This window comes from Pseudomonas sp. RtIB026 (assembly GCF_016861355.2).
In the GTDB taxonomy this organism is placed as follows: Bacteria; Pseudomonadota; Gammaproteobacteria; order Pseudomonadales; family Pseudomonadaceae; genus Aquipseudomonas; species Aquipseudomonas peradeniyensis.
This window is the reverse complement of record NZ_AP023348.2, coordinates 616,990-641,786: the sequence shown is the minus strand read 5'-3', so window position 1 is coordinate 641,786 and position 24,797 is coordinate 616,990. Positions and strand designations below refer to the sequence as shown.

Annotated in this window: 23 protein-coding genes; 17 read left to right on the top strand and 6 right to left on the bottom strand. The window is 60.2% G+C overall.

Annotated features, from left to right (window positions below):
• Positions 1–94 precede the first annotated feature (94 nt).
• From atpE to glmS, 10 genes are all read left to right on the top strand, one after another.
• Positions 95–352, top strand: coding sequence for a F0F1 ATP synthase subunit C (gene atpE, locus PRtIB026_RS02880; RefSeq protein WP_003097235.1), 258 nt, complete (start codon positions 95–97; stop codon positions 350–352).
• 57 nt (positions 353–409) lie between these two features.
• On the top strand, positions 410–880 hold the full coding sequence (locus tag PRtIB026_RS02875) for a F0F1 ATP synthase subunit B (RefSeq protein WP_023383136.1): 471 nt from the start codon (positions 410–412) through the stop codon (positions 878–880).
• A gap of 12 nt (positions 881–892) precedes the next feature.
• Positions 893–1,429 (top strand): F0F1 ATP synthase subunit delta, encoded by a 537-nt coding sequence (locus PRtIB026_RS02870; protein ID WP_023628561.1) that lies wholly within the window; start codon positions 893–895, stop codon positions 1,427–1,429.
• Positions 1,430–1,450: 21 nt separating this feature from the next.
• Positions 1,451–2,995, top strand: a complete 1,545-nt coding sequence (gene atpA, locus PRtIB026_RS02865) for a F0F1 ATP synthase subunit alpha (protein ID WP_038707082.1) — start codon at positions 1,451–1,453, stop codon at positions 2,993–2,995.
• Positions 2,996–3,043: 48 nt separating this feature from the next.
• Positions 3,044–3,904, top strand: coding sequence for a F0F1 ATP synthase subunit gamma (gene atpG, locus PRtIB026_RS02860; RefSeq protein ID WP_028690020.1), 861 nt, complete (start codon positions 3,044–3,046; stop codon positions 3,902–3,904).
• 27 nt (positions 3,905–3,931) lie between these two features.
• The gene (gene atpD / locus PRtIB026_RS02855) at positions 3,932–5,308 is read left to right on the top strand and encodes a F0F1 ATP synthase subunit beta (protein WP_028690019.1); all 1,377 of its coding nucleotides are present in this window, start codon (positions 3,932–3,934) and stop codon (positions 5,306–5,308) included.
• A 44-nt stretch (positions 5,309–5,352) separates the two neighbouring features.
• Entirely contained in the window at positions 5,353–5,772 is a 420-nt protein-coding gene (locus PRtIB026_RS02850) for a F0F1 ATP synthase subunit epsilon (protein ID WP_011536500.1), read from the top strand.
• Between the two features lie 122 nt (positions 5,773–5,894).
• Positions 5,895–7,262, top strand: coding sequence for a bifunctional UDP-N-acetylglucosamine diphosphorylase/glucosamine-1-phosphate N-acetyltransferase GlmU (gene glmU / locus PRtIB026_RS02845; RefSeq protein WP_203649278.1), 1,368 nt, complete (start codon positions 5,895–5,897; stop codon positions 7,260–7,262).
• Between the two features lie 216 nt (positions 7,263–7,478).
• Positions 7,479–8,246, top strand: a complete 768-nt coding sequence (locus tag PRtIB026_RS02840) for a DeoR/GlpR family DNA-binding transcription regulator (protein ID WP_254463966.1) — start codon at positions 7,479–7,481, stop codon at positions 8,244–8,246.
• A 12-nt stretch (positions 8,247–8,258) separates the two neighbouring features.
• Positions 8,259–10,094, top strand: coding sequence for a glutamine--fructose-6-phosphate transaminase (isomerizing) (glmS, locus tag PRtIB026_RS02835; protein WP_203649280.1), 1,836 nt, complete (start codon positions 8,259–8,261; stop codon positions 10,092–10,094).
• A gap of 867 nt (positions 10,095–10,961) precedes the next feature.
• On the opposite strand, the gene PRtIB026_RS02830 is transcribed toward glmS, so the two are convergent.
• Complete coding sequence (locus PRtIB026_RS02830) at positions 10,962–11,234, bottom strand: hypothetical protein (RefSeq protein ID WP_203649282.1); 273 nt, start codon at positions 11,232–11,234, stop codon at positions 10,962–10,964.
• A 72-nt stretch (positions 11,235–11,306) separates the two neighbouring features.
• On the bottom strand, positions 11,307–11,642 hold the full coding sequence (locus tag PRtIB026_RS02825) for a YegP family protein (RefSeq protein ID WP_203652573.1): 336 nt from the start codon (positions 11,640–11,642) through the stop codon (positions 11,307–11,309).
• A gap of 282 nt (positions 11,643–11,924) precedes the next feature.
• Between PRtIB026_RS02825 and PRtIB026_RS02820 the strand changes: the two genes are divergently transcribed.
• The 5 genes from PRtIB026_RS02820 (at position 11,925) to hcnC (ending at position 18,389) form a co-directional block, all read left to right on the top strand.
• A complete protein-coding gene (locus tag PRtIB026_RS02820; protein WP_203649285.1) occupies positions 11,925–12,614 on the top strand; it encodes a response regulator transcription factor in 690 nt (229 codons plus the stop codon).
• Complete coding sequence (locus PRtIB026_RS02815; protein ID WP_267813533.1) at positions 12,590–14,665, top strand: sensor histidine kinase; 2,076 nt, start codon at positions 12,590–12,592, stop codon at positions 14,663–14,665. Before PRtIB026_RS02820 ends, PRtIB026_RS02815 begins: the two co-directional genes overlap by 25 nt.
• A 765-nt stretch (positions 14,666–15,430) precedes the next feature.
• Positions 15,431–15,745: a cyanide-forming glycine dehydrogenase subunit HcnA gene (gene hcnA, locus PRtIB026_RS02810; protein WP_050707591.1), complete on the top strand. Its 315-nt coding sequence runs from the start codon at positions 15,431–15,433 to the stop codon at positions 15,743–15,745.
• Complete coding sequence (gene hcnB, locus PRtIB026_RS02805; RefSeq protein ID WP_186712253.1) at positions 15,742–17,136, top strand: cyanide-forming glycine dehydrogenase subunit HcnB; 1,395 nt, start codon at positions 15,742–15,744, stop codon at positions 17,134–17,136. Before hcnA ends, hcnB begins: the two co-directional genes overlap by 4 nt.
• Positions 17,137–17,138: 2 nt before the next feature.
• Positions 17,139–18,389 (top strand): cyanide-forming glycine dehydrogenase subunit HcnC, encoded by a 1,251-nt coding sequence (gene hcnC, locus PRtIB026_RS02800; protein WP_096049068.1) that lies wholly within the window; start codon positions 17,139–17,141, stop codon positions 18,387–18,389.
• Between the two features lie 155 nt (positions 18,390–18,544).
• Here hcnC and lpdA read toward each other — a convergent pair whose 3' ends face one another.
• Positions 18,545–19,945: a dihydrolipoyl dehydrogenase gene (lpdA, locus tag PRtIB026_RS02795; protein ID WP_203649292.1), complete on the bottom strand. Its 1,401-nt coding sequence runs from the start codon at positions 19,943–19,945 to the stop codon at positions 18,545–18,547.
• 216 nt (positions 19,946–20,161) lie between these two features.
• On the opposite strand from lpdA, the gene cfaB reads away from it, so the two are divergent.
• Positions 20,162–21,346 carry a C17 cyclopropane fatty acid synthase CfaB gene (gene cfaB / locus PRtIB026_RS02790; RefSeq protein WP_110736169.1) on the top strand — a complete coding sequence of 395 codons (1,185 nt, stop codon included), beginning with the start codon at positions 20,162–20,164 and terminating at the stop codon, positions 21,344–21,346.
• A 35-nt stretch (positions 21,347–21,381) separates the two neighbouring features.
• Here cfaB and cls read toward each other — a convergent pair whose 3' ends face one another.
• Positions 21,382–22,821: a cardiolipin synthase gene (gene cls, locus PRtIB026_RS02785; protein WP_203649295.1), complete on the bottom strand. Its 1,440-nt coding sequence runs from the start codon at positions 22,819–22,821 to the stop codon at positions 21,382–21,384.
• 129 nt (positions 22,822–22,950) lie between these two features.
• Between cls and PRtIB026_RS02780 the strand changes: the two genes are divergently transcribed.
• Complete coding sequence (locus PRtIB026_RS02780; protein WP_050707585.1) at positions 22,951–23,478, top strand: DUF3617 domain-containing protein; 528 nt, start codon at positions 22,951–22,953, stop codon at positions 23,476–23,478.
• A gap of 4 nt (positions 23,479–23,482) precedes the next feature.
• Here the strand turns inward: PRtIB026_RS02780 and folE2 are convergent, their stop codons facing one another.
• Together folE2 and PRtIB026_RS02770 are read right to left on the bottom strand one after the other, a co-directional pair.
• Complete coding sequence (folE2, locus tag PRtIB026_RS02775; RefSeq protein WP_203649297.1) at positions 23,483–24,364, bottom strand: GTP cyclohydrolase FolE2; 882 nt, start codon at positions 24,362–24,364, stop codon at positions 23,483–23,485.
• Positions 24,365–24,388: 24 nt separating this feature from the next.
• Positions 24,389–24,766: a glutamine synthetase gene (locus PRtIB026_RS02770; protein ID WP_203649300.1), complete on the bottom strand. Its 378-nt coding sequence runs from the start codon at positions 24,764–24,766 to the stop codon at positions 24,389–24,391.
• Between the last annotated feature and the right edge of the window lie 31 nt (positions 24,767–24,797).

The following is a 24,797-nucleotide window of genomic DNA, read 5'->3' as shown; positions in this document are numbered from 1 at the left end:
TAAAAAGTCCGCAAGGGCATGCTGTACCAAACGATTTGTTTTACCGCTTCAAACTAAAAACCTAACCAATACGACGTAAAAGTCGGGAGGAAAGATGGAAACTGTAGTTGGTCTGACCGCTATCGCTGTTGCTCTGCTGATCGGCCTGGGTGCTCTGGGTACCGCCATTGGTTTCGGCCTGCTGGGCGGCAAGTTCCTGGAAGGCGCTGCTCGCCAGCCAGAAATGGTTCCGATGCTGCAGGTCAAAATGTTCATCGTTGCCGGTCTGCTCGACGCCGTAACCATGATCGGTGTTGGTATCGCTCTGTTCTTCACCTTCGCGAACCCCTTCGTTGGTCAGATCGCCGGCTAATCACTCGTTCCTACGAGTTGATTGGTGTGATGGACAAAGACCGAGCGAGGTGTTGGCGTGAACATTAATGCAACCCTGATTGGCCAATCCGTTGCTTTTCTGATTTTTGTACTCTTCTGCATGAAGTACGTATGGCCTCCGGTCATCACTGCCCTGCAAGAGCGCCAAAAGAAGATTGCCGACGGCTTGGACGCTGCCAACCGCGCAGCTCGCGACCTGGAGCTGGCCCAAGAGAAAGCGGGTCAGCAACTGCGTGAAGCGAAGGCACAGGCAGCCGAAATCATTGAGCAAAGCAAGAAACGCGCTGCTCAGCTTGTCGAGGAAGCCCGTGAACAGGCTCGCGTCGAAGCTGACCGTGTGAAGGCTCAGGCTCAAGCCGAGATCGAACAGGAACTGAACAGCGTCAAAGACGCCCTGCGTGCCCAAGTGGGTGCCCTGGCCGTTGGCGGTGCTGAAAAGATCCTTGGCGCCACAATCGATCAAAACGCGCATGCGGAGCTGGTTAACAAACTGGCCGCTGAAATTTAAGCGAGGGCGATCATGGCAGAACTGACCACGTTGGCCCGACCTTACGCTAAGGCTGCCTTCGAGCATGCCCAGGCCCATCAGCAACTGGCCAATTGGTCAGCCATGCTCGGCCTGGCTGCTGCGGTGTCGCAAGACGACACCATGCAGCGCCTGCTCAAGGCCCCGCAACTGACTAGCGCAGAAAAGGCCGCCGCATTCATTGAAGTGTGCGGTGACAAGTTTGACGCCAAGGCACAGAATTTCATTCATGTTGCCGCGGAAAACGAACGTCTCCTGCTTCTGCCGGAGATTTCGACTCTGTTCGACCTGTACAAGGCCGAGCAAGAGAAGTCCGTGGACGTGGAAGTCACCAGTGCTTTTGCGTTGAACCAAGAACAGCAAGACAAACTCGCCAAGGTTCTCAGTGCACGGTTAGGCCAGGAAGTGCGCCTGCACGCGTCGGAGGATGCCAGCCTGATCGGCGGCGTCGTCATCCGCGCTGGCGACCTGGTAATCGACGGTTCGGTTCGCGGCAAGATCGCGAAACTGGCCGAAGCCTTGAAATCTTGAGTTTGAAGGGGCAGCAGAGCAATGCAGCAACTCAATCCTTCCGAAATTAGTGAAATCATCAAGGGCCGCATCGACAACCTCGATGTCGGCTCCCAAGCCCGTAACGAAGGTACCGTCGTTTCGGTTTCCGACGGCATCGTGCGGATCCACGGTCTGGCCGACGTCATGTACGGCGAAATGATCGAGTTCCCTGGCAGCGTATTCGGCATGGCCCTGAACCTGGAGCAAGACTCCGTAGGTGCAGTGATCCTGGGTGCCTATGACACCCTCGCCGAAGGCATGAGCGCCAAGTGCACCGGCCGTATCCTGGAAGTTCCGGTTGGTAAGGAACTGCTGGGTCGCGTCGTCGACGCACTGGGTAACCCGATCGACGGCAAAGGTCCTCTGGGCAACACCCAGACCGACGCGGTCGAGAAAGTAGCTCCAGGCGTGATCTGGCGTAAGTCGGTAGACCAGCCTGTACAGACTGGCTACAAGTCCGTCGACGCCATGATCCCTGTCGGCCGTGGCCAGCGCGAGCTGATCATCGGTGACCGTCAGATCGGCAAGACCGCCATGGCCATCGACGCCATCATCAACCAGAAAGACTCCGGTATTTTCTGTGTTTATGTTGCAGTCGGCCAGAAGCGTTCCACCGTTGCCAACATCGTTCGCAAGCTGGAAGAAGCTGGCGCCCTGGCCAACACCATCGTGGTCGTTGCCAGTGCCTCGGAATCCGCCGCACTGCAGTTCCTGGCCCCGTACGCCGGCTGCACCATGGGCGAGTTCTTCCGTGACCGCGGTGAAGACGCCCTGATCGTTTACGATGACCTGTCCAAGCAGGCCGTTGCCTACCGTCAGATCTCCCTGCTGCTGCGCCGTCCACCAGGACGTGAAGCGTACCCAGGCGACGTGTTCTATCTCCACTCCCGTCTGCTGGAGCGTGCATCGCGCGTTTCCGAAGAGTACGTCGAGAAGTTCACCAACGGTGCCGTAACCGGCAAGACTGGCTCGCTGACCGCTCTGCCGATCATCGAAACCCAGGCTGGCGACGTTTCCGCGTTCGTTCCGACCAACGTGATCTCGATCACCGACGGTCAGATCTTCCTGGAATCGGCCATGTTCAACGCAGGCATCCGTCCTGCCGTTAACGCCGGTGTGTCGGTATCCCGTGTTGGTGGTGCCGCCCAGACCAAGATCATCAAGAAGCTGTCCGGTGGTATTCGTACCGCCCTGGCCCAGTACCGTGAACTGGCGGCCTTCGCCCAGTTCGCTTCGGACCTGGACGAGGCTACCCGCAAGCAGCTGGAGCATGGTCAGCGCGTTACCGAGCTGATGAAGCAGAAGCAGTACGCGCCAATGTCGATCGCCGACATGGCCCTGTCGCTGTACGCCGCTGAGCGTGGTTTCCTGACCGACGTAGAAGTCTCCAAGGTTGGCAGCTTCGAGCAAGCGCTGATCGCCTACTTCAACCGTGATCACGCCGAACTGATGGCGAAGATCAACGTGAAGGGTGACTTCAACGACGAAATCGACGCTGGCATGAAAGCCGGTATCGAGAAGTTCAAGGCCACCCAGACCTGGTAAGCCGCAGCGGGGGCTCCGGCCCCCGCTTGCTAACCTGATAGGTGATACATGGCAGGCGCAAAAGAGATTCGCAGTAAGATTGCGAGCATCAAAAGCACGCAAAAAATTACCAGCGCCATGGAGAAAGTGGCGGTCAGCAAGATGCGCAAGGCACAAATGCGCATGGCTGCTAGCCGTCCTTACGCGGAGCGTATCCGCCAGGTGATCGGTCATCTGGCCAACGCCAACCCGGAATACCGCCACCCGTTCATGATCGAGCGCCCTGTAAAGCGCGCCGGTTATATCGTGGTGAGCAGTGACCGTGGTCTGTGCGGTGGCTTGAACACCAACCTGTTCAAGGCCCTGGTCAAGGACATGAACGAAAACCGCGAACAGGGCGTTGAAATCGACCTGTGCGTGATCGGCAGCAAGGGTGCGACTTTCTTCCGCATCTTTGGCGGCAACGTCGTAGCCGCGATCAGCCACCTGGGCGAAGAGCCATCGATCAACGATCTGATCGGCTCCGTCAAGGTGATGCTGGACGCCTACCTGGACGGCCGCATCGATCGCCTCTCGGTGGTTTCGAACAAGTTCATCAACACCATGACCCAAAAACCGACGGTCGAGCAATTGGTACCGTTGGTGGCAACCCCGGATCAGGAACTCAAGCACCACTGGGACTACCTGTACGAACCCGACGCAAAAGAGCTGCTGGACGGCTTGATGGTGCGTTACGTGGAGTCGCAGGTCTACCAGGCGGTGGTCGAGAACAACGCTGCTGAACAAGCGGCCCGGATGATCGCCATGAAAAACGCCACAGACAACGCCGGTGATTTGATCAAAGAGCTTCAGTTGATCTACAACAAGGCGCGTCAGGCTGCGATCACCCAGGAGATCTCGGAAATCGTCGGCGGCGCTGCCGCGGTTTAACGGTTCAAAAATTCAGAGGATCCAGCTATGAGTAGCGGACGTATCGTTCAAATCATCGGCGCCGTCATCGACGTGGAATTCCCACGTGATGCCGTGCCGAGTGTTTACAACGCGCTGAAAGTACAAGGCGCGGAAACCACCCTGGAAGTTCAGCAGCAGCTGGGCGACGGCGTGGTTCGTACCATTGCGATGGGCTCGACCGAAGGTCTGAAGCGCGGTCTGGATGTCGTCGACACCAAGGCTGCCATCTCGGTACCTGTCGGCAAGGCAACCCTGGGCCGTATCATGGACGTCCTGGGCAACCCGATCGACGAAGCCGGTCCAATCGGCGAAGAAGAGCGTCGCGGTATCCACCAGCCAGCGCCTTCGTTCTCCGACCAGGCGGGCGGCAACGACCTGCTGGAAACCGGTATCAAGGTTATCGACCTGGTCTGCCCGTTCGCCAAGGGTGGTAAGGTTGGTCTGTTCGGTGGTGCCGGCGTCGGCAAGACCGTGAACATGATGGAACTGATCCGTAACATCGCCATGGAACACAGCGGTTATTCCGTGTTCGCTGGTGTGGGTGAGCGTACTCGTGAGGGTAACGACTTCTACCACGAGATGAAGGACTCCAACGTTCTCGACAAGGTAGCGCTGGTCTACGGTCAGATGAACGAGCCACCAGGAAACCGTCTGCGCGTAGCGCTGACCGGCCTGACCATGGCTGAGAAGTTCCGTGACGAAGGTAACGACGTTCTGCTGTTCGTCGACAACATCTATCGTTACACCCTGGCCGGTACCGAAGTATCCGCACTGCTGGGCCGTATGCCTTCGGCAGTAGGTTACCAGCCGACCCTGGCCGAAGAGATGGGCGTTCTGCAAGAGCGTATCACTTCGACCAAAGAAGGTTCGATCACCTCCGTCCAGGCCGTATACGTACCTGCGGACGACCTGACCGACCCGTCGCCAGCGACCACCTTCGCCCACCTGGACGCCACCGTCGTTCTGTCCCGTGACATCGCTTCCCTGGGTATCTACCCAGCGGTCGACCCACTGGACTCGACTTCGCGCCAGCTGGACCCGAACGTGATCGGCACCGAGCACTACGAGACCGCTCGTGGCGTTCAGTATGTTCTGCAGCGTTACAAAGAGCTGAAGGACATCATCGCGATCCTGGGTATGGACGAGCTGTCCGAAGCCGACAAGCAACTGGTTGCCCGCGCTCGTAAGATCCAGCGCTTCCTGTCGCAGCCGTTCTTCGTGGCCGAAGTCTTCACCGGCTCGCCAGGCAAGTACGTTTCGCTCAAGGACACCATCGCTGGCTTCAGCGGCATCCTCAAAGGTGACTACGACCACCTGCCAGAACAAGCGTTCTACATGGTCGGCAGCATCGACGAAGCGATCGAGAAAGCCAAGAAACTGTAATCCCGGCGCCCCGCAAGGGGCGCTAATCAGGTTGAGGCAAGCAGATGGCTATGACAGTCCATTGCGATATCGTCAGCGCGGAAGGAGAGATCTTCTCCGGCCTGGTCGAGATGGTAGTCGCGCACGGTAACCTGGGTGATCTTGGTATCGCTCCGGGCCACGCGCCGCTGATCACCAATCTCAAGCCTGGTCCGATCACGCTGACCAAGCAAGGTGGCGATCGTGAGGTGTTCTACATCTCCGGTGGCTTCCTCGAAGTGCAGCCGAACATGGTCAAGGTTCTTGCCGACACCGTGCAGCGCGCTGCCGACCTGGACGAAGCTCAGGCTCAGGAAGCCCTCAAGGCTGCTGAGAACGCGCTGAACGCGAAAAGCTCGGACTTCGACTACGGTGCTGCTGCCGCACGTCTGGCCGAGGCTGCAGCTCAGCTGCGTACTGTCCAGCAATTGCGCAAAGGCAAGTAATCCGGCCTTGGCCGCTTACCGCCGTTGCGATTGAGTTAAAGGGTAGCCTCGGCTACCCTTTTTCTTTTTCAGAATTTCCCCTTCGGTCACGTCCCTGACCGCCCAGGATTGGTAGCCAGTCAATGTCCCTCGATATCGTCATTCTCGCCGCAGGCCAAGGCACCCGCATGCGCTCCGCGCTGCCGAAGGTACTGCACCCGGTCGCCGGCAATTCCATGCTTGGCCACGTTATCCACAGCGCGCGCCAGTTGCAGCCCGAAGGTATTCACGTGGTAATCGGCCATGGCGCCGAGCTGGTACGTGAGCGCCTGGCAGCCGACGATCTGAACTTCGTCATGCAGGACAAGCAACTGGGCACCGGCCATGCCGTGGCCCAGGCGTTGCCGGCCATCACCGCCGATACCGTGCTGGTGCTCTACGGCGATGTGCCGCTGATCGAGGTAGAGACCCTGCAGCGTCTGCTGGCCAAGGTCAGCGAGCAGCAGCTCGGTCTGCTCACCGTGACCTTGCAGGACCCGACCGGCTACGGCCGCATTGTCCGAGATGCAGCGGGCAACGTGACCGCGATTGTCGAGCACAAGGATGCCAGCGAAGCGCAGAAGGCGATCAAGGAAGGCAACACCGGCATCCTCGCCATGCCTGCCGCACGCCTGGCCGACTGGATGGGCCGGTTGTCCAACAACAACGCCCAGGGCGAGTACTACCTCACCGACGTGATCGCCATGGCCGTGGCCGATGGCCTGGTGGTCGCCACCGAGCAGCCCCACGATCCGATGGAAGTGCAGGGCGCCAACGACCGCCGCCAGCTGGCGGAGCTCGAGCGTCACTATCAACTGAGTGAAGGCCGCCGCCTGATGGCCCAGGGCGTCACGCTGCGTGATCCGGCGCGCTTCGATGTACGTGGCGAGGTGACGGTCGGCCGCGACGTGCTGATCGACATCAACGTCATTCTCGAAGGCAAGGTGGTGATCGAGGACGACGTGCAGATCGGCCCCAACTGCGTGATCAAGGACAGCACCCTGCGCAAGGGCGTGGTGGTCAAGGCCAACAGCCACCTTGAAGGCGCGGTGCTGGGCGAGGGCAGTGATGCCGGCCCGTTCGCCCGTCTGCGTCCGGGCAGCGTCCTGGAAGCTCGTGCCCATGTGGGTAACTTCGTCGAGCTGAAGAACGCGCACCTGGGCGAGGGCGCCAAGGCTGGTCACCTGACCTACCTGGGCGATGCCGAGGTCGGTGCTCGCACCAACATCGGTGCCGGCACCATCACCTGCAACTACGACGGCGCCAACAAGTTCCGCACCGTGATGGGCGAGGACGTGTTTATCGGTTCCAACAACTCGCTGGTGGCACCTGTGGAAATCCAGGCGGGGGCCACTACCGCGGCGGGCTCGACCATCACCCAGACGGTTGAAGCCGGGCAGCTGGGCGTGGCGCGTGCGCGCCAGCGCAACATCGAAGGCTGGAAGCGGCCGGAGAAGATCAAGAAGAGCTGAGTTATCCACAGCGCTTTCGATCGAAAGCCGGCTTATGTGAATAAGCCGGCTTTTTATTGGGTGCCAAGGTGAATTCCATTGGGGCCGCTGCGCGCCCCATCGCGGCACAAGGCCGCTCCTACAGGGACCGTGCCGAAGCAGAGATAAACTTGACGAATCGTCCATCTTAGGTTTTGATTGCAACACTTATCTTTCGAATCGAAACTTAAAGCCGACATGTCGAAACGAAATACCCCTCAGCGCCGCCACAACATCCTGGCCTTGCTCAACGAGCAGGGCGAGGTGAGCGTCGATGCCCTGGCCAAGCGTTTCGAAACTTCCGAAGTGACCATCCGCAAGGATCTCCACGCCCTGGAGGCCAACGGTCTGCTGTTGCGCCGCTACGGTGGCGCGGTGACCATGCCCCAGGAGCTGTTGGGCGATACGGTCCAGCCGGTGTCCCTCTACAAGCAGGCTATCGCCCGGGCAGCGGTCGATCGCATTCGCGAGCATGCACGCATCATCATCGACAGTGGCAGCACCACGGCAGCGATGATCCCGCAGCTCGGGCGCCAGCCAGGCCTGGTGGTGATGACCAACTCGCTCCACGTGGCCCGCGCCATCAGCGAGCAGGAGCATGAGCCCGTGCTGCTGATGACCGGTGGCACCTGGGACCCGCATTCGGAGTCCTTCCAGGGCCAGGTGGCCGAGCAGGTACTACGCTCATACGACTTCGACCAGCTGTTCATCGGTGCTGACGGCATCGACCTGGAGCGTGGCACCACCACCTTCAACGAGCTGCTGGGGCTGAGTCGGGTCATGGCCGAGGTGGCGCGCGAGGTGATCGTCATGGTCGAGTCGGACAAGGTCGGTCGCAAGATCCCCAACCTCGAGCTGCCCTGGGGCAGCGTCAACACCCTGATTACTGATGATCGCCTGCCCGCCGAGGCGCGCGACCGGATTCAAGCCCGCGGCATCACCCTTATCTGCGCCGCTATCAGCTAGGAGCAACATCTTATGTGTGGAATCGTTGGTGCCGTTGCCGAGCGCAATATCACAGCCATCCTCATCGAAGGCCTCAAGCGCCTGGAATACCGTGGTTATGACAGCGCCGGCCTGGCCGTCCTGAACCAGCAAGGCGCGCTCGAGCGTCGTCGCCGTATTGGCAAGGTCAGCGAGCTGGAAGGCGCCGTGAGCGCCGATCCGCTGGCCGGCCAGCTGGGCATCGCCCATACCCGTTGGGCGACCCATGGCGCGCCGACCGAGACCAATGCCCACCCGCACTTCTCCGGGCACGACGTGGCGGTGGTGCACAACGGCATCATCGAGAACCACGAAGAGCTGCGTGAAGAGCTCAAGGGCCTGGGCTATGTCTTCGTCTCGCAGACCGACACCGAAGTCATCGTCCACCTGATCCACCACCTGCTCAAGGACATTCCCGACCTGACCGACGCGCTCAAGGCTGCGGTCAAGCGCCTGCACGGCGCCTATGGTCTGGCAGTGATCAGCGCCAGCCAGCCGGACCGCCTGGTCGCCGCCCGCAGCGGCAGCCCGCTGGTGATCGGCCTGGGCCTTGGCGAAAACTTCCTGGCCTCGGACCAACTGGCCCTGCGCCAGGTCACCGACCGCTTCATGTACCTGGAAGAAGGCGATATCGCCGAGATTCGTCGTGACCAGGTGCAGGTCTGGGATCAGGCCGGCCATCCGGTCCAGCGCGAGACGGTGCAGTACCACGAAGGCGCCGAAGCGGCCGAGAAGGGCAACTACCGCCACTTCATGCTCAAGGAAATCCACGAGCAGCCCACCGTGGTGCAGCGCACCCTGGAAGGGCGCCTGGGCAAGGACCACGTGATGGTCCAGGCCTTCGGCCCACAGGCCGCCGAGCTGTTCGCCAAGGTCCGCAACGTGCAGATCGTCGCCTGCGGCACCAGCTATCACGCCGGCATGGTCGCCCGTTACTGGCTGGAAAGCCTGGCTGGCATCCCTTGCCAGGTGGAAGTGGCCAGCGAGTTCCGCTACCGCAAGGTGGTGGTGCAGCCGGACACCCTGTTCGTCTCCATCTCGCAGTCCGGCGAAACCGCCGACACCCTGGCGGCCCTGCGCAATGCCAAGGAGCTGGGCTTCCTCGGCAGCCTGGCGATCTGCAACAAGGGCATCAGCTCGCTGGTGCGCGAATCCGACCTGACCCTGCTGACCCTGGCCGGGCCGGAGATCGGCGTCGCCTCGACCAAGGCCTTCACCACCCAGCTGGTGTCGCTGATGCTGCTGACCCTGGCCCTCGGCCAGGTGCGCGGCACCCTCGAAGCCGGTGTCGAAGCCGAGCTGGTGGACGAGCTGCGTCGCCTGCCGGCCCGCCTGAGCGAAGCGCTGGCGATGGATGGCGTGGTCGAGAAGATCGCCGAGCTGTTCGCCGACAAGCACCACACCCTGTTCCTCGGCCGCGGTGCCCAGTACCCGGTGGCGATGGAGGGCGCGCTCAAGCTCAAGGAGATCTCCTACATCCACGCCGAAGCCTACCCGGCCGGCGAGCTCAAGCATGGCCCACTGGCGCTGGTGGACAACGACATGCCGGTGGTGACCGTGGCGCCGAACAACGAACTGCTGGAGAAGCTCAAGTCGAACCTGCAGGAAGTCCGCGCCCGTGGCGGCGAGCTGGTGGTGTTCGCCGACGAGCAGGCTGGCATGAGCAACGGCGAGGGCACCCATGTGATCAACGTGCCGCACATCAACGATGCGCTGGCGCCGATTCTCTACACCATTCCGCTGCAGTTGCTGTCGTACTACGTCGCCGTGCTCAAGGGCACCGACGTCGACCAGCCGCGTAACCTGGCCAAGTCGGTGACGGTGGAGTAGTAGCGAAGCCAGGCCCGTTGCTGGTAACCAGCGCAGGAATCCGAGGTTAAAGCCGTCGTTGGCGAAAGTAGGGATGAGCCGGGTGTCGAGCTCCGGATCAGCGAACAGACGGGCGCTGACTTCACAGGCAGCACCGTTCTCGTCCCTGGTACGTCTTAAGCCCACAAGCGAGTGGGTGAGTGAGCAGGCTCAAAAACTGGCACGGGCACGGCCCACCGAAGGGGAAGTAAATGGAAGAAACGATTAAATCCACGGCCGCGGACTCGCGACGCGCATGGAGCTACAATGGGGCTGTGGACGCAGGTTTTGAGCCTAATTCCTACTCTTGGAAGGACGTTCCTACCGGAACCTGGACTGCTCAACTCGACTTCAAAGTCTGGGCAGATAAACCAGCTGCAGGCTGTCTCGGATGCTACTTCACATCACTTGCGAATGGGCGGCGCTACCTACTCTCCGCATACCGCCCCCATCGGTCGGCGTCGCGGCGTTATTCTCCAGCGGATGACGGTATCGATTTTTCACAACCTGAACTCGATGGGCTGACCTTTTTGTTGGAGGTAGGAACATCGGCCACTGGGAAAACAAAATGGCTCTCTGCGGAATTCGCCACATTAGAGACTCAGGATGGGTGATTCCTGAGATCGGACGTCTGCTCCTCTCAACGACTTAGCCTTCCAGACCTGGTTTCCTAGGTATTCCAAGCCTCATTGTGAGGAGCCGAGGTGTCTAGGAAATCAGGGGCGATTCAGATCGCTTCCTCGAAATTATTAGAGCTCGGACCGTTTTAGTTGGTGGGCTGACGTGCAAAGCGCCTAAAGCCTCGATCCTTCGAGGCTTGTTGTCGTGACAATCGAAGGCCGCTGGAAGCTAGCGGGTAGGTGGGTTCTGCGAGATCCAGGCATTGGTGCCACCGTTGGCCTGGGCGTAGTGATGGTTGCGCGTCAGCTCGGATACCCAGAGCTTGTCGTCGCCGTCCATGAAACCCCTTAGGTGATCATGCAAGCCTTTTGCGGTGCTGTTGTAGGCTACCAACCAAAACGATTCTTGCGAGCGATGCCCGCCGAGACGTTTGAGTTCATCAAGCAACAGCTTGTAGTTTTTGTCGTTTATAAGGTCATACGAGACGGTGAAACTGGTCATCAATTCCTCCATGTAGAAATTTGATTGGGGAGGCCGGAGGGCCGCTCGCGATTCTGCGGCCCGTTCAAAGCCTTAGGTCCGGTCGACGGTAGGGGCGGTCGGTCCGTAAGACTTCACTGCGGCAATCCCTTGGTCGCGGGCGTAGGTCGAACTGTAGGTCTGGCTCGTGCCGATGATTTGGTTGTTCGCAGCACGCAGTACGAAATATGGGCGTTGGTTCTGGGCAACGCGCTTGTCGTAGTAGTGGTCGTATGGCGAATGTGCTTTGCACGAGGCAATCCCGTTCTCGCAGCCGGATTTTTGGATATAACCCTCGCTGGCCAGGATGATTTCGCCATTCGGCGCTTTCAGGTGGAAGTAGTACTGATTGTTCTGGGTGGAGCGGAAAATCTCATAATGTGCAGCCATGTGAACCTCGATCGGTAGCGAAATATTTGAACAGGCGCCGTGAATGCGCATGTTGTAGGGCCGGAATTGGCTTGAACTGAAGACTACGCAAGAAGTCGTTAGTGAGGTAGGCGCAAACAATTGGATCCATTACCGGGCGTTTTTGTCCCCACTGCATTGCGAGGTTTTTGCAAGCCTAGGCAAATTTTTAGCCCCAAACGTGAGCAAACACTCACGTTTATGCGCAGCGGTGGACCTTGTAGAACTGATACCCTAGCCCCATATGCGCACGAGGTAACAAGCATGAAAAAGATTGCAATCATTGAAGACTCTCTTGATACGAGCAATGCCCTTGCTGGGTTTTGCAAGAGCATCGGCAAAGACATTGAGATTTACCAATTTTCTGATAGAGAATGCGCCGAAAAAGCAATTGTAGAAACGGCGTTTAGTTTGATTGTCTTGGATATTGAACTGCCACCAGAGAAAAATGCTGGCGTTGGAATACTGCGAACCAACATAAGTCACCACAAGTCGCCGGTCATGGTGGTCTCAGGGTTAGAAGCCTCATTCTATCGTGGCATAATGCGTCAGCTGGATGTCTGGGATTATATGGAAAAACCTATTTCTCCAGATGGGCAAGAGTTTGTCGAACTGGTTTTGCAGATTCTAAGGGCGCAGACAGCACCGAGTTTAGAAGATAAGGAAGCACTGATTACCTACGATCAGTCCACGACAAGAATGCGCTTCAAGAATAAAGCGTTGAATATTCCTCAGACGGCCAAGAATATTCTTTGGCGGCTGTACGAGCGCAGAGGATCTTATGTTCCCTATGCCGATTTTTTTGAGTTGGTGAAATCAGGCCGTAATCCGGAAGCCATTCGTCAGCACGTAAAGAATATACGTGACGCTTTGGAGGAGGTGGGTGAGTCACCGGATCATGTCGTTGTAATCAGGATGAAAGGTGTACAATGGCAAGATTGCGTCAATCCCTAAGCAGGTTAAAAGGAAATCTTTACCGGGCCAAAGCTCGGGTTATAATTGTAGGCATCATGACCGGCATGGTTGTGCTAGTTTTATTTGGGACAGTTGCAGTTTTGCGGTTCAGCTATATTTCAGTAGCGCAGCAATATCAAGCGGCCATTCAAAGAACATTACAACGTGTCACGGCCGAATTCGAGAGCTTGGACGGTAATATTGCTTTTTCTAACTCCGGAGAGCAGTCTTCAGACTGGCGCGGTATACCCGTGGCGAAATTGCCCCTTGAGTTCATCAATGTTATTCCTGGCCATGTCGAAGACCTCAAGCCGCTTTTAGGTTGCAGTTTCAAAACCTTGCGGGATCCACGCGATCAGCTTTGTGCAGGAGTACTAGAAAATCGCGATTATGGTGCGCTGGTGTACCTTCGCGGCACCTTCCACGTCGACAGCGAGCTCACTTCACCGACTTATGCCAAGTCGCCTTTCACCGCCCACCACTTTAGCGTGGTGGTAACAGCACGGGGGCGCACCAGCCATTTTGTAGCTACCTTCGATCCGGTACGGCGAGCAGACGAGTCCACTACCAAACTGTTCTCCCCTGCTTGGAGCATCGCAGGATTCAAAACCACCAAGCAGGGGGCCGATGATTTTACCCGTGAGCGCGATATCAAAGGACGCGTTCTGGCTCATGTGACTGCTTCCGGCGAGGTCAGCAGCTACGAGTACATTCTTCAAGTACCTTTGTACGCTTATATCCAAGCGTCCGGTGAGCAGAATATGTGGCCCCCTGAAGACATTTCGCAAGCGAGGGTCGCGTTGAAATTGCTTGGGCCTTTAAATGACGGACAAGGGCAGATACTTATGAATGGCCTGGAAATTAACGAGCGACCTGTTTTTTCGTTTGAGTCCATGTCACAGTACTTGTCACCAGGAGAAAGTCTTCGCTTCACTGCCTCGCCCGGAAGTGAGCCTATCGAGGTGTTAGCCGGTAACAACGGCGGCCGCAATGAAAACCGTTCTCTGCTGGCACGCTTGGCCAACGGCGTCGTTGAGTTTGTGACGCCCTCGATTGCCACCCAGAAAACTGCCGTACTTACCAACGGCGGAAGGATTGAGTTGAGCGGAAACCCTGCTCTGGTATTGGGCGGGTGGAGCGCGGCGGCAAAAGCGATTTTGGCTTTTGCTGCGGTCCTCGGCAGTCTTCTGGTGATAAGTGGCTTCGTTTTTTATCACTATGTTCTGGCACCTTTGAACAAGGTCAGGCGTAACACCATCTACATGCGGGGGCGTTATTCGGATGCGGATGATTTCAAACTACCGTACATGATCTCGAATCAATATGATGAGGTGGGTGTGCTATGGGCCAGTATTGAAGATCTGCATAAGTCGATTACCACGTATGGGCGAGAGGCACTGGAGAGCGCCAAGAAAGAAAGCGATCTCCTTCGCGCCATTGGCCATGAGATCAAGTCGCCATTGCAAGAGTTGCTGATACGTCACAACAAGCCGGACGACCCGAGTGCCAAAAGCCTTAAGCGAATTTCTTACGCCTTGAAAATGCTCTCCGGTAACTCCACCGGTCAAAGTTCGGGGAAATCGCTTAGCCCCAAAGAAGCCATTAGCGCATCTCGGGGGCACCTTACCAAAGAAAACGTGGTTGAGTACTTGGAAAATGCTGCCGAGTCAAGTGAGGGAGGTATCACATTTGCTCGCTCTTTCGACTCGCTCTATGTCAGTGCCGACGGTGACATGCTGGAAGCGTCATTGACGGCAATTCTAAATAATGCCAAAGAGTTTCGACACGAGGGCACCGAAATAACCCTTAGGGTGTTCGCCGACGCAAGCTGGGCACTGATTGAGGTGGGTAATCAGGGACCGCACATCCCGTTTTATCCGATTGAAGAAATATTCGAGTATGGTGTGAGTAGTCGTCACTCGAACGGTGACCATCAGGGACTGGGTTTGTTCGTTGCCAAGCAATACATAAAAAAAATGGGCGGCGATGTTCACGTAAAAAACATCGAGGGCGGCGTGCGGTTTGCAATCAAACTTGCCAGGGCGCATTGAAGTCGGCTTGGGGTACGAGCAGTGCTTCCTGCTGTGGACTGTCGCCTGATGATCCCTATCAAAGGTGATGGAGCGCGCCGCATCATCGGCTTTAAGCTCTGTATGAAGACCGTTGAAATTCCGCCACCGCTCTAGCCCGTCTGAGGTCCAGCAAAGCTACTGTCTTCTCAGGGCAGGGCTCTGCGATGGCCAAACAGCGATATGAAATTCTCGACACCCACTGGGTGACTTTGTGGGAGGGGCGCGATTTCCGTCCCCTCACCGGTGAATTGGCCACTCGCATCATGGTCCTCGACCTAGGTGACCCTCGGTAGACGTTACATCCACAGCTGGTTGAAGACCATCTCTCTCGTTGCCTACGTCTTCCCTCTTGGGCCTGCGGTCGTTGCTCTTAAATTCACCCGAAAGCCGCATCGTTTCTGGATGCGACAGTTTTAATTCTCTAGAGCATCAGTCCAAACTCGCGTTTTGGGCGATTGCGACAGCTTTGCGTTTTCTCTCCCAAAAGCTGCAGGCCGCGAAAGACGGGACCGTCTAGCGACAGTTTTATTTCTCTAAATCCAAGGCTACCGAAAGCCTCTGGTCCGCCAGGGGCTTTTTTGTTTCTGAGTGTTCGACAATGGATTTGTAGCGCTCTCGTCCTACGCGATTGTACGTCCGTCGCTGTAGGACATTTCTTAAACGTGCCTCTGGCATGGATCAATGTTTTCCCTCGTTGTTTGCCCTAACGTCGCCCGACCCATCAGTCATCAAGGACGACAGGAAATGCAGACGCTGCAACGAAAGCACGATATCCAGCCATTGGAAGGCGCTGAAATGACCCTGCTGGTCAATGGCCTGCCTGCGGTCGCCAGTGCCGGCGAAACCGTACTCAGCGTGCTCAACGCCGTTGGCCTGCGCCAGCTGGCGCGTAACGATCATGGCCAGCTCAGCGGTGCCTACTGCGGCATGGGCGTCTGCCATTGCTGCCTGGTGCAGATCGATGGTCGTCCCAAGCGTCGCGCCTGCCAGACCATCGTCAAGCCGGGCATGAGCATCGAGACCGAGGTCAACCGCGTGCAAGAGGAGGCCCACCCATGAGCCTTCGTCCCGTGATCGTCGGTGGTGGTTCGGCCGGCATGGGCGCCGCCATCGAGCTGGCTGAACATGGCGTGGATTGCCTGCTGTTCGACGAGGCCTCGCGCCCCGGTGGCGTGGTCTATCGTGGCCCGCTGCGCGCGGGTGTCGACCTGGGCTACCTGGGGCCGCGCTACACCAAGGCCCTGACCAAGCTGCATGAAGATTTCGCCGCCTGCGCCGAGCGCATCGACCTGCGCCTGAACCATCGCGTGGTGGGCGGGGACGATCAACGGCTGATGGTCCTCGACGCTGACGAGCAACTGCACGAGATCGACTACTCGCACCTGCTGCTGGCCGCCGGATGCCACGAGCGCAACGTGCCGTTCCCCGGCTGGACCTTGCCCGGTGTGATCCTGCTCGGCGGCTTGCAGCTACAGATCAAGAGTGGCGTGGTCAAGCCACTGGGCAGCACGCTGATTGCCGGTACCGGGCCGTTGCTGCCGCTGGTCGCCTGCCAGCTGCACGCCGCCGGCGCCAAGGTAGCCGGCGTGTACGAAGCCTGCTCGTTCAACCGTATCGCCAAGGAAAGCCTGGCGTTGATGAACAAGCCGCAGCTGTTCCTCGATGGCCTGAGCATGCTGGCCTACATGAAGCTCAACGGCATCCCCATGCATTATGGCTGGGGCGTGGTGGGCGCCACGGGTGACGGCGAGTTGCAGGAGGTCCAGGTCGCCCCTTACACCCAGGACTGGCAGCCGGACATGACCCGCATCCAGCGCGAGCAGGTGCGCACCCTGGCGGTAGGCTACGGCTTCATTCCGCGGACCCAGCTCAGCCAGCAACTGGGCCTGGCCCATGGTTTCAGCGAGGACGGCTACCTGCGCGCCGAGTGCAACGTGTGGCAGCAGAGCAGCCAGCCGAACATTCACCTGGCCGGCGACATGGCCGGTATTCGTGGTGGTGAGGCAGCGATGCTCACCGGGCGTATCGCCGCGGTGTCGATGCTGCAGCAGATGGGCAAGCTCGATGCCGAGCAGGCGATCGAGCGCCGTGAGCGTTTCCTCGGCAAGCTGGCGGCGATCAAGCGCTTCCGCTCCGGGGTGGAACGCTACACCGCGCGCGGCGCGGCGCAGATCCAGCTGCCTCAGGCCGACACGGTGATCTGCCGTTGCGAAAACGTCACTCGCGATCAGATCGACCTGGCCCTGGAGCAGGGCGTGGAGGACATGGCAAGTCTGAAGATGCGTACCCGGGTAAGCATGGGCGACTGCCAGGGGCGCATGTGCGTCGGCTACTGCAGCGACCGCTTGCGCAGCGCCACTGGACGTCCGGACGTGGGCTGGCTGCGCCCGCGCTTCCCGGTGGACCCGATCCCATTTTCCGCATTCGAACAACTCGGCACGGAGGCCTGAGCATGAACAAGCATTACGACATCATCATTGCCGGTGGCGGCGTGATCGGCGCGTCCTGTGCCTACCAGCTGTCCAAGCGGCACAACCTGAAGATCGCCCTGATCGACTGCAAGCGCCCGGGCAACGCCACCCGTGCCTCGGCCGGCGGCCTGTGGGCCATCGGCGAGTCGGTGGGACTGGGCTGCGGGGTGATCTTCTTTCGCATGATGTCCTCGCGCAACAAGCGTGAGGCCAACGGCGCGGCGGTGGTGGTTGACTCGAGCACGCCGCACATCCTGCCGGAGTGCTTCTTTGACTTCGCCCTGCAGTCCAACGCGCTTTATCCACAGCTGCACCAGGAGCTGATCGAGCGCCACGGAATGGACTTCAAGTTCGAACGCACCGGGCTCAAGTACATCATCCAGGATGAAGAAGACCAACTGTACGCCGAACACATCGTCAAACAGATCCCGCACCTGGCCGACCAGGTACGCTGGCTCGACCGCGACGCGCTGCGGGCCTCGGAGCCGGCGGTGACGCTCAAGGCCAATGGCGCGCTGGAGTTTCTCTGCGACCATCAGGTCAGCCCGTTCCGCCTGGGCGATGCCTACATGGAGGCGGCGCGGCAGAACGGCGTCGATTTGTACCCGAACGTGAACATCACCGGCGTGCTGCATGAAGGCTCGCGGATCAAGGGCGTGCGCACCGCCGAGGCCGGCGAGTTCCATTGCGCCACCTTGATCAATGCCGCTGGCGCCTGGGCCGCCGAGCTGAGCGAATGGGCGACCGGGGAGAGCATTCCGGTCAAGCCGGTGAAGGGCCAGATCGTCCTGACCGAACGCCTGCCCAAGCTGCTCGATGGTTGCATCACCACCAGCGATTGCTACATGGCGCAGAAGGACAATGGCGAGATCCTGATCGGCAGTACCACGGAAGAGAAGGGCTTCGATGTCAGCAACACTTTCCCGGAAATCAGCGGCCTGGTGCAGGGTGCGATTCGTTGCGTACCGCAGCTGGCGCAGGTGAACCTCAAGCGCACCTGGGCCGGCCTGCGCCCGGGGTCACCGGACGAGCTGCCGATTCTCGGGCCTGTGGATAATGTGCAGGGCTATTTCAATGCCTGTGGACATTTCCGTACAGGAATCCTCACGTCGGCGATTACCGGTGTGTTGCTGGACAAGGTTGTCCACAACGAGGCGTTACCGCTGGATATCACGCCATTCCTGGCGTCGCGCTTCCGTGAGGGTGTGGATAAACAACTGGCCCACGGCTAGGTCGAGCACTCGTGGGGCAAGGCCGCTCCTACAGGTTGGCGTAGTACCTGTGGGAGCGGCTTTAGCCGCGAACACCGGCGAAGCCGGTGCCATCCACCGAGTCGCTTGCTTCGCGGCTAAAGCCGCTCCCACACGGTTTAACGCAAGGCTTTGCGTCAGATCTGCATCGCTTTCCCATCCACATTCATCGCCGCCTGGCGCAGCGCCTCGGAGCGGGTCGGGTGTGGGTGGCAGGTGAGGGCGATGTCCTCGGCCGAGGCCGAGAATTCCATGGCCACGCAGAACTCGCCGATCATCTCGCTCACGCTCGGGCCAACCAGATGCACGCCCAGCACCTCGTCGGTGACGGCGTCGGCGATAACCTTGGCGAAGCCTTCGGTCTCATGGTTGATCTTGGCCCGGCTGTTGGCGGTGAAGGGGAACTTGCCGACCTTGTAGGCACGGCCTTCGGCCTTGAGCTGCTCCTCGGTCTTGCCGACACTGGCCAATTCCGGGCGGGTATAGATGACGCCGGGGATCAGGTTGTAGTTGACCTCGTGGGGCTTGCCGGCGATGCGCTCGATGCACGCCACCGCTTCGTCCTCGGCCTTGTGCGCCAGCATCGGGCCGGAGGTGACGTCGCCGATCACCCAGATGCCCGGGACCGTGCTGCGGTGATGGTCGTTGGCGAGCATGCCGCGCTTGTCGGTTTCCAGCCCCACGCTTTCCAGGTTAAGGCCCTTGGTATAAGGACGGCGACCGATGGCCACCAGCACGTAGTCGGCCTGCAGGGTTTCGGCGTTGCCACCGGCGGCGGGCTCCAGGGTCAGGCTGACGCCGTCGGCGCTGGATGTGGCCTGGGTCACCTTGCTGCCGAGCTTGAAGGTCATGCCTTGCTTGGCCAGGGCCTTCTGCAGGGTCTTGGCGGTTTCCTCATCGGTGCCTGGGCAGATGCGGTCCAGGTACTCGATCACCGTCACTTCGGCACCCAGGCGGCGCCATACCGAACCCAGCTCCAGGCCGATCACGCCGGCGCCGATCACGATCAGGTGCTTGGGCACCTGGGGCAACGCCAGGGCGCCGGTGGAATCGATGATGCGCTGGTTGTCGATGGTCACGCCGGGCAGCGGCGTGGGTTCGGAACCGGTGGCGATGACGATGTCCTTGGCCTGAAGGGTGGTTTCGCTGCCGTCCTCGGCCTTGACCACCACCTTGCCGGCGCCGTCCAGGCGGCCCCAGCCTTTGACCCAGTCGACCTTGTTCTTGCGGAACAGGTACTCGATGCCCTTGGTCAGGCCGGTCACGCTTTCGTCTTTCTGCTTCATCATCTGGCCCAGGTTGAGGGTCGGTTTGACCTTGATCCCCAGGTGGGCGAACTCTTCGCCGCTGGCCGCCTCGTAGAGCTCGGACGCATGCAGCAGCGCCTTGGACGGCATGCAGCCGACGTTCAGGCAGGTGCCGCCCAGGGTCGGGCGACCCTCGATGCAGGCCACGCTCAGGCCCAGCTGGCCAGCACGGATCGCTGCGTTGTAGCCGCCGGGGCCGCCGCCGATGATCACCACGTCATAGGATTTCATGGGTTTCGTTACTCCGAGAGTGTGAGGAAGCGAAGAGGGGCACAAGGTTAGTCTGAGAGATGCAAATTGTATACAATCTGTTGTGCGGCCCGGACCAGATAGTTCTAGACTATGGTCGCGATTAACGGAAACTTCGCACGAATGAACTACCCTGATCCGGTGACGTCCGACACCTTGAGGCCTGACGTCCCGTATCAATGAAAGGGAGGGTCATGAATGCTTGCGCAACTTCCACCCGCATTGCAGAGCCTGCACTTACCTTTGCGCGTCAAGCTGTGGGACGGCAACCAGTTCGATCTGGGGCCGAGCCCGCAGGTCACCATCCTGGTCAAGGAACCCCAGCTGATCGCCCAGCTCACCCACCCGAACCTGGAAGAGCTTGGCTCCGCCTTCGTCGAGGGCAAGCTGGAGCTGGAAGGCGATATCGGCGAAGTGATTCGGGTCTGCGACGAGCTCAGCGAAGCCTTGCTCAAGGATGAAGACGAGTTCTTGCCGGAGCGCACGTCCCATGACAAGCGCACCGATGCCGAAGCCATTTCCTACCATTACGACCTGTCCAACGATTTCTACCAACTGTGGCTCGACCCGGACATGGTCTACTCCTGCGCCTACTTCAAGGAGCCGGATAACACCCTGGCCCAGGCCCAGCAGGACAAGTTCGACCACCTGTGCCGCAAGCTGCGCCTGCAGGCCGGCGACTACCTGCTGGATGTCGGTTGCGGTTGGGGCGGGCTGGCGCGATTCGCCGCCCGCGAGTACGGCGCCAAGGTGTTTGGCATCACCCTGAGCAAGGAGCAGCTGAAGCTCGGTCGCCAACGGGTCAAGGAGGAGGGCCTGGCCGACAAGGTCGACCTGCGGATCCTCGACTACCGCGACCTGCCCCAGGATGGTCGCTTCGACAAGGCGGTCAGCGTCGGCATGTTCGAACACGTCGGGCATGCCAACCTCGAGCTGTATTGCCAGCGGCTGTTCGGCGCGGTGCGTGAAGGTGGCCTGGTGATGAACCATGGCATCACCGCCAAGCACGTCGATGGTCGTCCGGTTGGCCGTGGCGCGGGGGACTTCATCGACCGTTATGTGTTCCCCCACGGCGAGCTGCCGCATATCTCGATGATCACGGCGCGGATCTGCGAGGCGGGCCTGGAGGTGGTCGATATCGAGAGCCTGCGCCTGCATTACGCCAAGACCCTCAACCACTGGAGCGAGAACCTGGAGAACCAGCTGCACCGCGCCGCCGCGCTGGTGCCGGAGAAGACCTTGCGTATCTGGCGCCTGTACCTGGCCGGTTGCGCCTACGCCTTCACCAAGGGCTGGATCAACCTGCACCAGATTCTCGCGGTGAAGCCCTACGCCGACGGCCACCACGACCTGCCGTGGACCCGTGAGGACCTCTATCGCTGATCGGCTAGCCCGGCGTGCCGACAAGGCTCGCCGGGCTACAGGATCGGTGAAATCAGCCGTGCGATACGCATCCCCAGCTGTTGCAGGCGGTGGGTGTCGCGGCTGTCCTCCGCGGTGATCTCCCGGGCCTGCTCGAAGTCATCCTCCAGCATCCGTTCGACCTGGTCGGCGAAAGCGCGGTCCACGGTGAGCAGGGTGATCTCGAAGTTCAGCCGGAACGAGCGGTTGTCGAGGTTGGCGCTGCCGATGGCGCTGACCTCATCGTCAACCAGCACCACCTTCTGGTGCAGGAAGCCCGGCAGGTAGCGGAACATGCGCACCCCGGCGCGCACCGCCTCGAAGGCGAACAGGCTGGAGGCGGCGTAGACGATGCGGTGGTCGGGGCGCGAGGGAATCAGGATGCGTACGTCGACACCCCGCAGCACTGCCAGGCGCAGGGCGGCGAAGATGGCTTCGTCGGGGATGAAATAGGGACTGGTGATCCAGACCCGTCGGGTGGCCGAGTGAATCGCCTCGAGGAAGAACAGCGCACAGGTTTCCTGTGGATCGGCCGGGCCGCTGGCCAAGGCCTGGCACAGCACGCCGTTCTCCGGGTAGACGTCGGGCAGGATCAGCGGCGGCAGCTGGCGCGTGGCCCAGTACCAATCCTCGGCGAAGGACTCCTGCAGGCAGGCCAGCACCGGACCGCCGATCTGCACATGGGTGTCGCGCCACGGTGACAGCTTGGGGTGCGCCCCGAGGTACTCGTCCCCTACGTTATGGCCGCCGAGAAACCCGAGCAGGCCATCGACCACGACGATCTTGCGATGGTTGCGAAAGTTGACCTGGAAGCGGTTGAACCAGCCGCGCCGGGTGGCGAACGCTTCGATCTGTACGCCGCCGTCGCGCAGTACCTGGCTGTAGCTGGCTGGCAGGGCATGGCTGCCGACGCGGTCGTACAGCACGAACACCCGCACCCCCTCGGCGGCCTTGCGCAGCAGCAGTTGCTGCAACTCCCGGCCGAGGGCGTCGTCATGGATGATGAAGAACTGCACCAGCACGGTGTCGCGCGCGGTGCGGATGGCCGAGAAGATCGCCTCGAAGGTGGCGGCGCCATCGATCAGCAGCTTCACCTCGTTGTTGGCCAGGCACGGCATGCGCCCCAGCTTGGGCATGGCGCGCAGGGCGGCGTAGCTGTCGGACTCGCGGGCGGTCAACGCTTCCTCCACCCAGGGCCGCCAGTTCAGGTTGGCCATGGCCACGTGCATTTCCTGGTTGGCCTGGCGCCGCGCCTGGATATAGGCGTAGAAGGAACGGGCGCCGAACACCAGGTAGGGGATGAGGGTGAGGTAGGGGATGAACAGCAGTGACATGGCCCAGGCGATCGCACCCTGGGCGGTGCGCACGGTGAACACCGCATGCAGCGCGGCGATGAGGCCGAGCAGATGAATCAGGCCGAGCAAGTAACCGAAGAAGTAGGGGCTGTGGAAATCCATACGCATCCTGCTTGCCGAGAGCACTGCTGCTAACAGACCACGTTCGAGGGTATGCCTGCAACCCACAGGCGATTTTGACGTCTAACGGCTCAGTCCGGCCGGAGCCGGTATTTCGAGGAGCTTTCATCCATGAAGATTCGTCTGCCACTGCTCGCCCTGGTACTGGGGCTGGGCAGCCCGCTGGTTCATGCGCAGATGCTGCAACCCGGCCTGTGGGAACTGACCACCAGCAACATGCAGGTCGATGGCAAGCCGTTGCCGGACATGGAGTTCATGCTCGGTCAGTTGAAGAACCTGCCGCCCGAGCAACGGGCGATGATGGAGGGTGCCCTGGCCAAGCAGGGCATCACGGTGGGGGGCAAGGGGGTGCGTTCGTGCCTGACTGCGGAGCAGGTCAAGACCAATGACATTCCGCTGCAGGATCCGCAGTCGGGGTGCACGCAGAAGATCACCGAGCGCAATGGCAATGTCTGGAAATTCCAGTTCAGTTGCCCCAAGGCCCAGGGCAACGGCCAGGCCACCTTCCTCAGCGACCGGGAGTTCCTGACCAAGGTCAACGGCACCTTCAATGCCTCCGGGGTCCAGCAGCAGGGCAGCATGGACACCCGGGCGGTGTGGCTTGGGAATGACTGTGGAACCGTCAAGCCGCGTACCTGATCTGTCACCAGCGATAACGACTGACCGCCACTGCGTCGTGGGCATGCAGGCTCTCTGCATGTTCCACGCGCACGCTGAAGCCGCTCACGCCCGTTAGCGCTCGCAAGGCCGCATGCAGGCGGCGGGCGGCATCCTCGCAGAACATCAGGTTCTGTCCGTTGGCCAGGGCAAAGGCCTGCTCGTCGGCGCGCTTTACTGCCGTCTGTACGGCCGTGCCCAAAGCTGCCTCCGCAGTCTCGATCAACTCGGTCAGCCTGAGCTCGTCGCCGTCCAGGCGGACTTGCAGCTTGGCCAAGCTCCTTTGGCTGTGGGGTGTCGCAACGATGCCGTTACTGCTGCCAAGCCATTGGCGAACACGTTCCCGCTCAAGCGACTGGTCAGCGAAGTCCCGGTCGAACTGCGCCTGGATCAGCTGCCTGGCCAGCGCCGCTGAGCATGGGCAGGTCGAGGAGTAGGGAATGTGCACCGATAGTTCCACGTGGAACATTTCATCTTTCAGCTGGGCATCGATGCTCACCGGATAGCTTTTCCAGCCTGCAAGCGGGCTGACCAGCGCCGGGCGCTTAAGCAGGTGATCGAACGCCAGACGCAGGTAGGCGGCGTTCGAAAGGCCTTCGTGGCTGGCGAGAAAATGCTCGAGCGTCCGGCGAATCAGCTGCGGGCTCAACGCTCGCTGTTCCAGCGCTTCCAGCGCCAGGTACAGCCGTGACATATGGATGCCCCGGGCTGCGCCGTCATCCAGGCTCACGCCGGCATCGGCGTGTGCGCCGAGGCTGCGTCCGTCGACCAGCAGTGGCAGGGCGATACCGCACATGCCGACCCAGTCCAGCGGCAGTGCCTGCTGGCTGCTCTGTGCGGCGATGTCGGGAAGGGCGAGGCTAGACATGAAAGGATCCTGAAGTGATGGCAGTCAGCGGCAACCGCCGACAAGGCTGCAGTGCAGGTTGAAGCGTTGACCACTGGAGCTGGAGACACGGTTGAGGGTGGTCCAGCCGATGCGGCGGCTGTAACCCACCCAGGCTTCACCGTCGCTGGCCAGCCCGGTGAAGAAGGTCAGCGTGCCGTAGCGGCTGTTGGTCTGAGCCCACAGGCGTTTGCCTGCCACTTCGTAGCCACGCAGGTAGAAGGTGCTGCCTTCGGTACGCACGCTGTAGTAGTTGCCTTGGCCATCCTGGCAGGCGAGCAAGGTCGCGCTGCGGGTGCACAGAGCGAGGTCGGTGTGAGGCATGGCGAAGAGCTGCGTGGGTGTTGCGAGCAGCAGCAAGGCAGCGAGGCCGGATGATTTCATGACGCTCTCCAGACAACCGTTCGGTCGACAC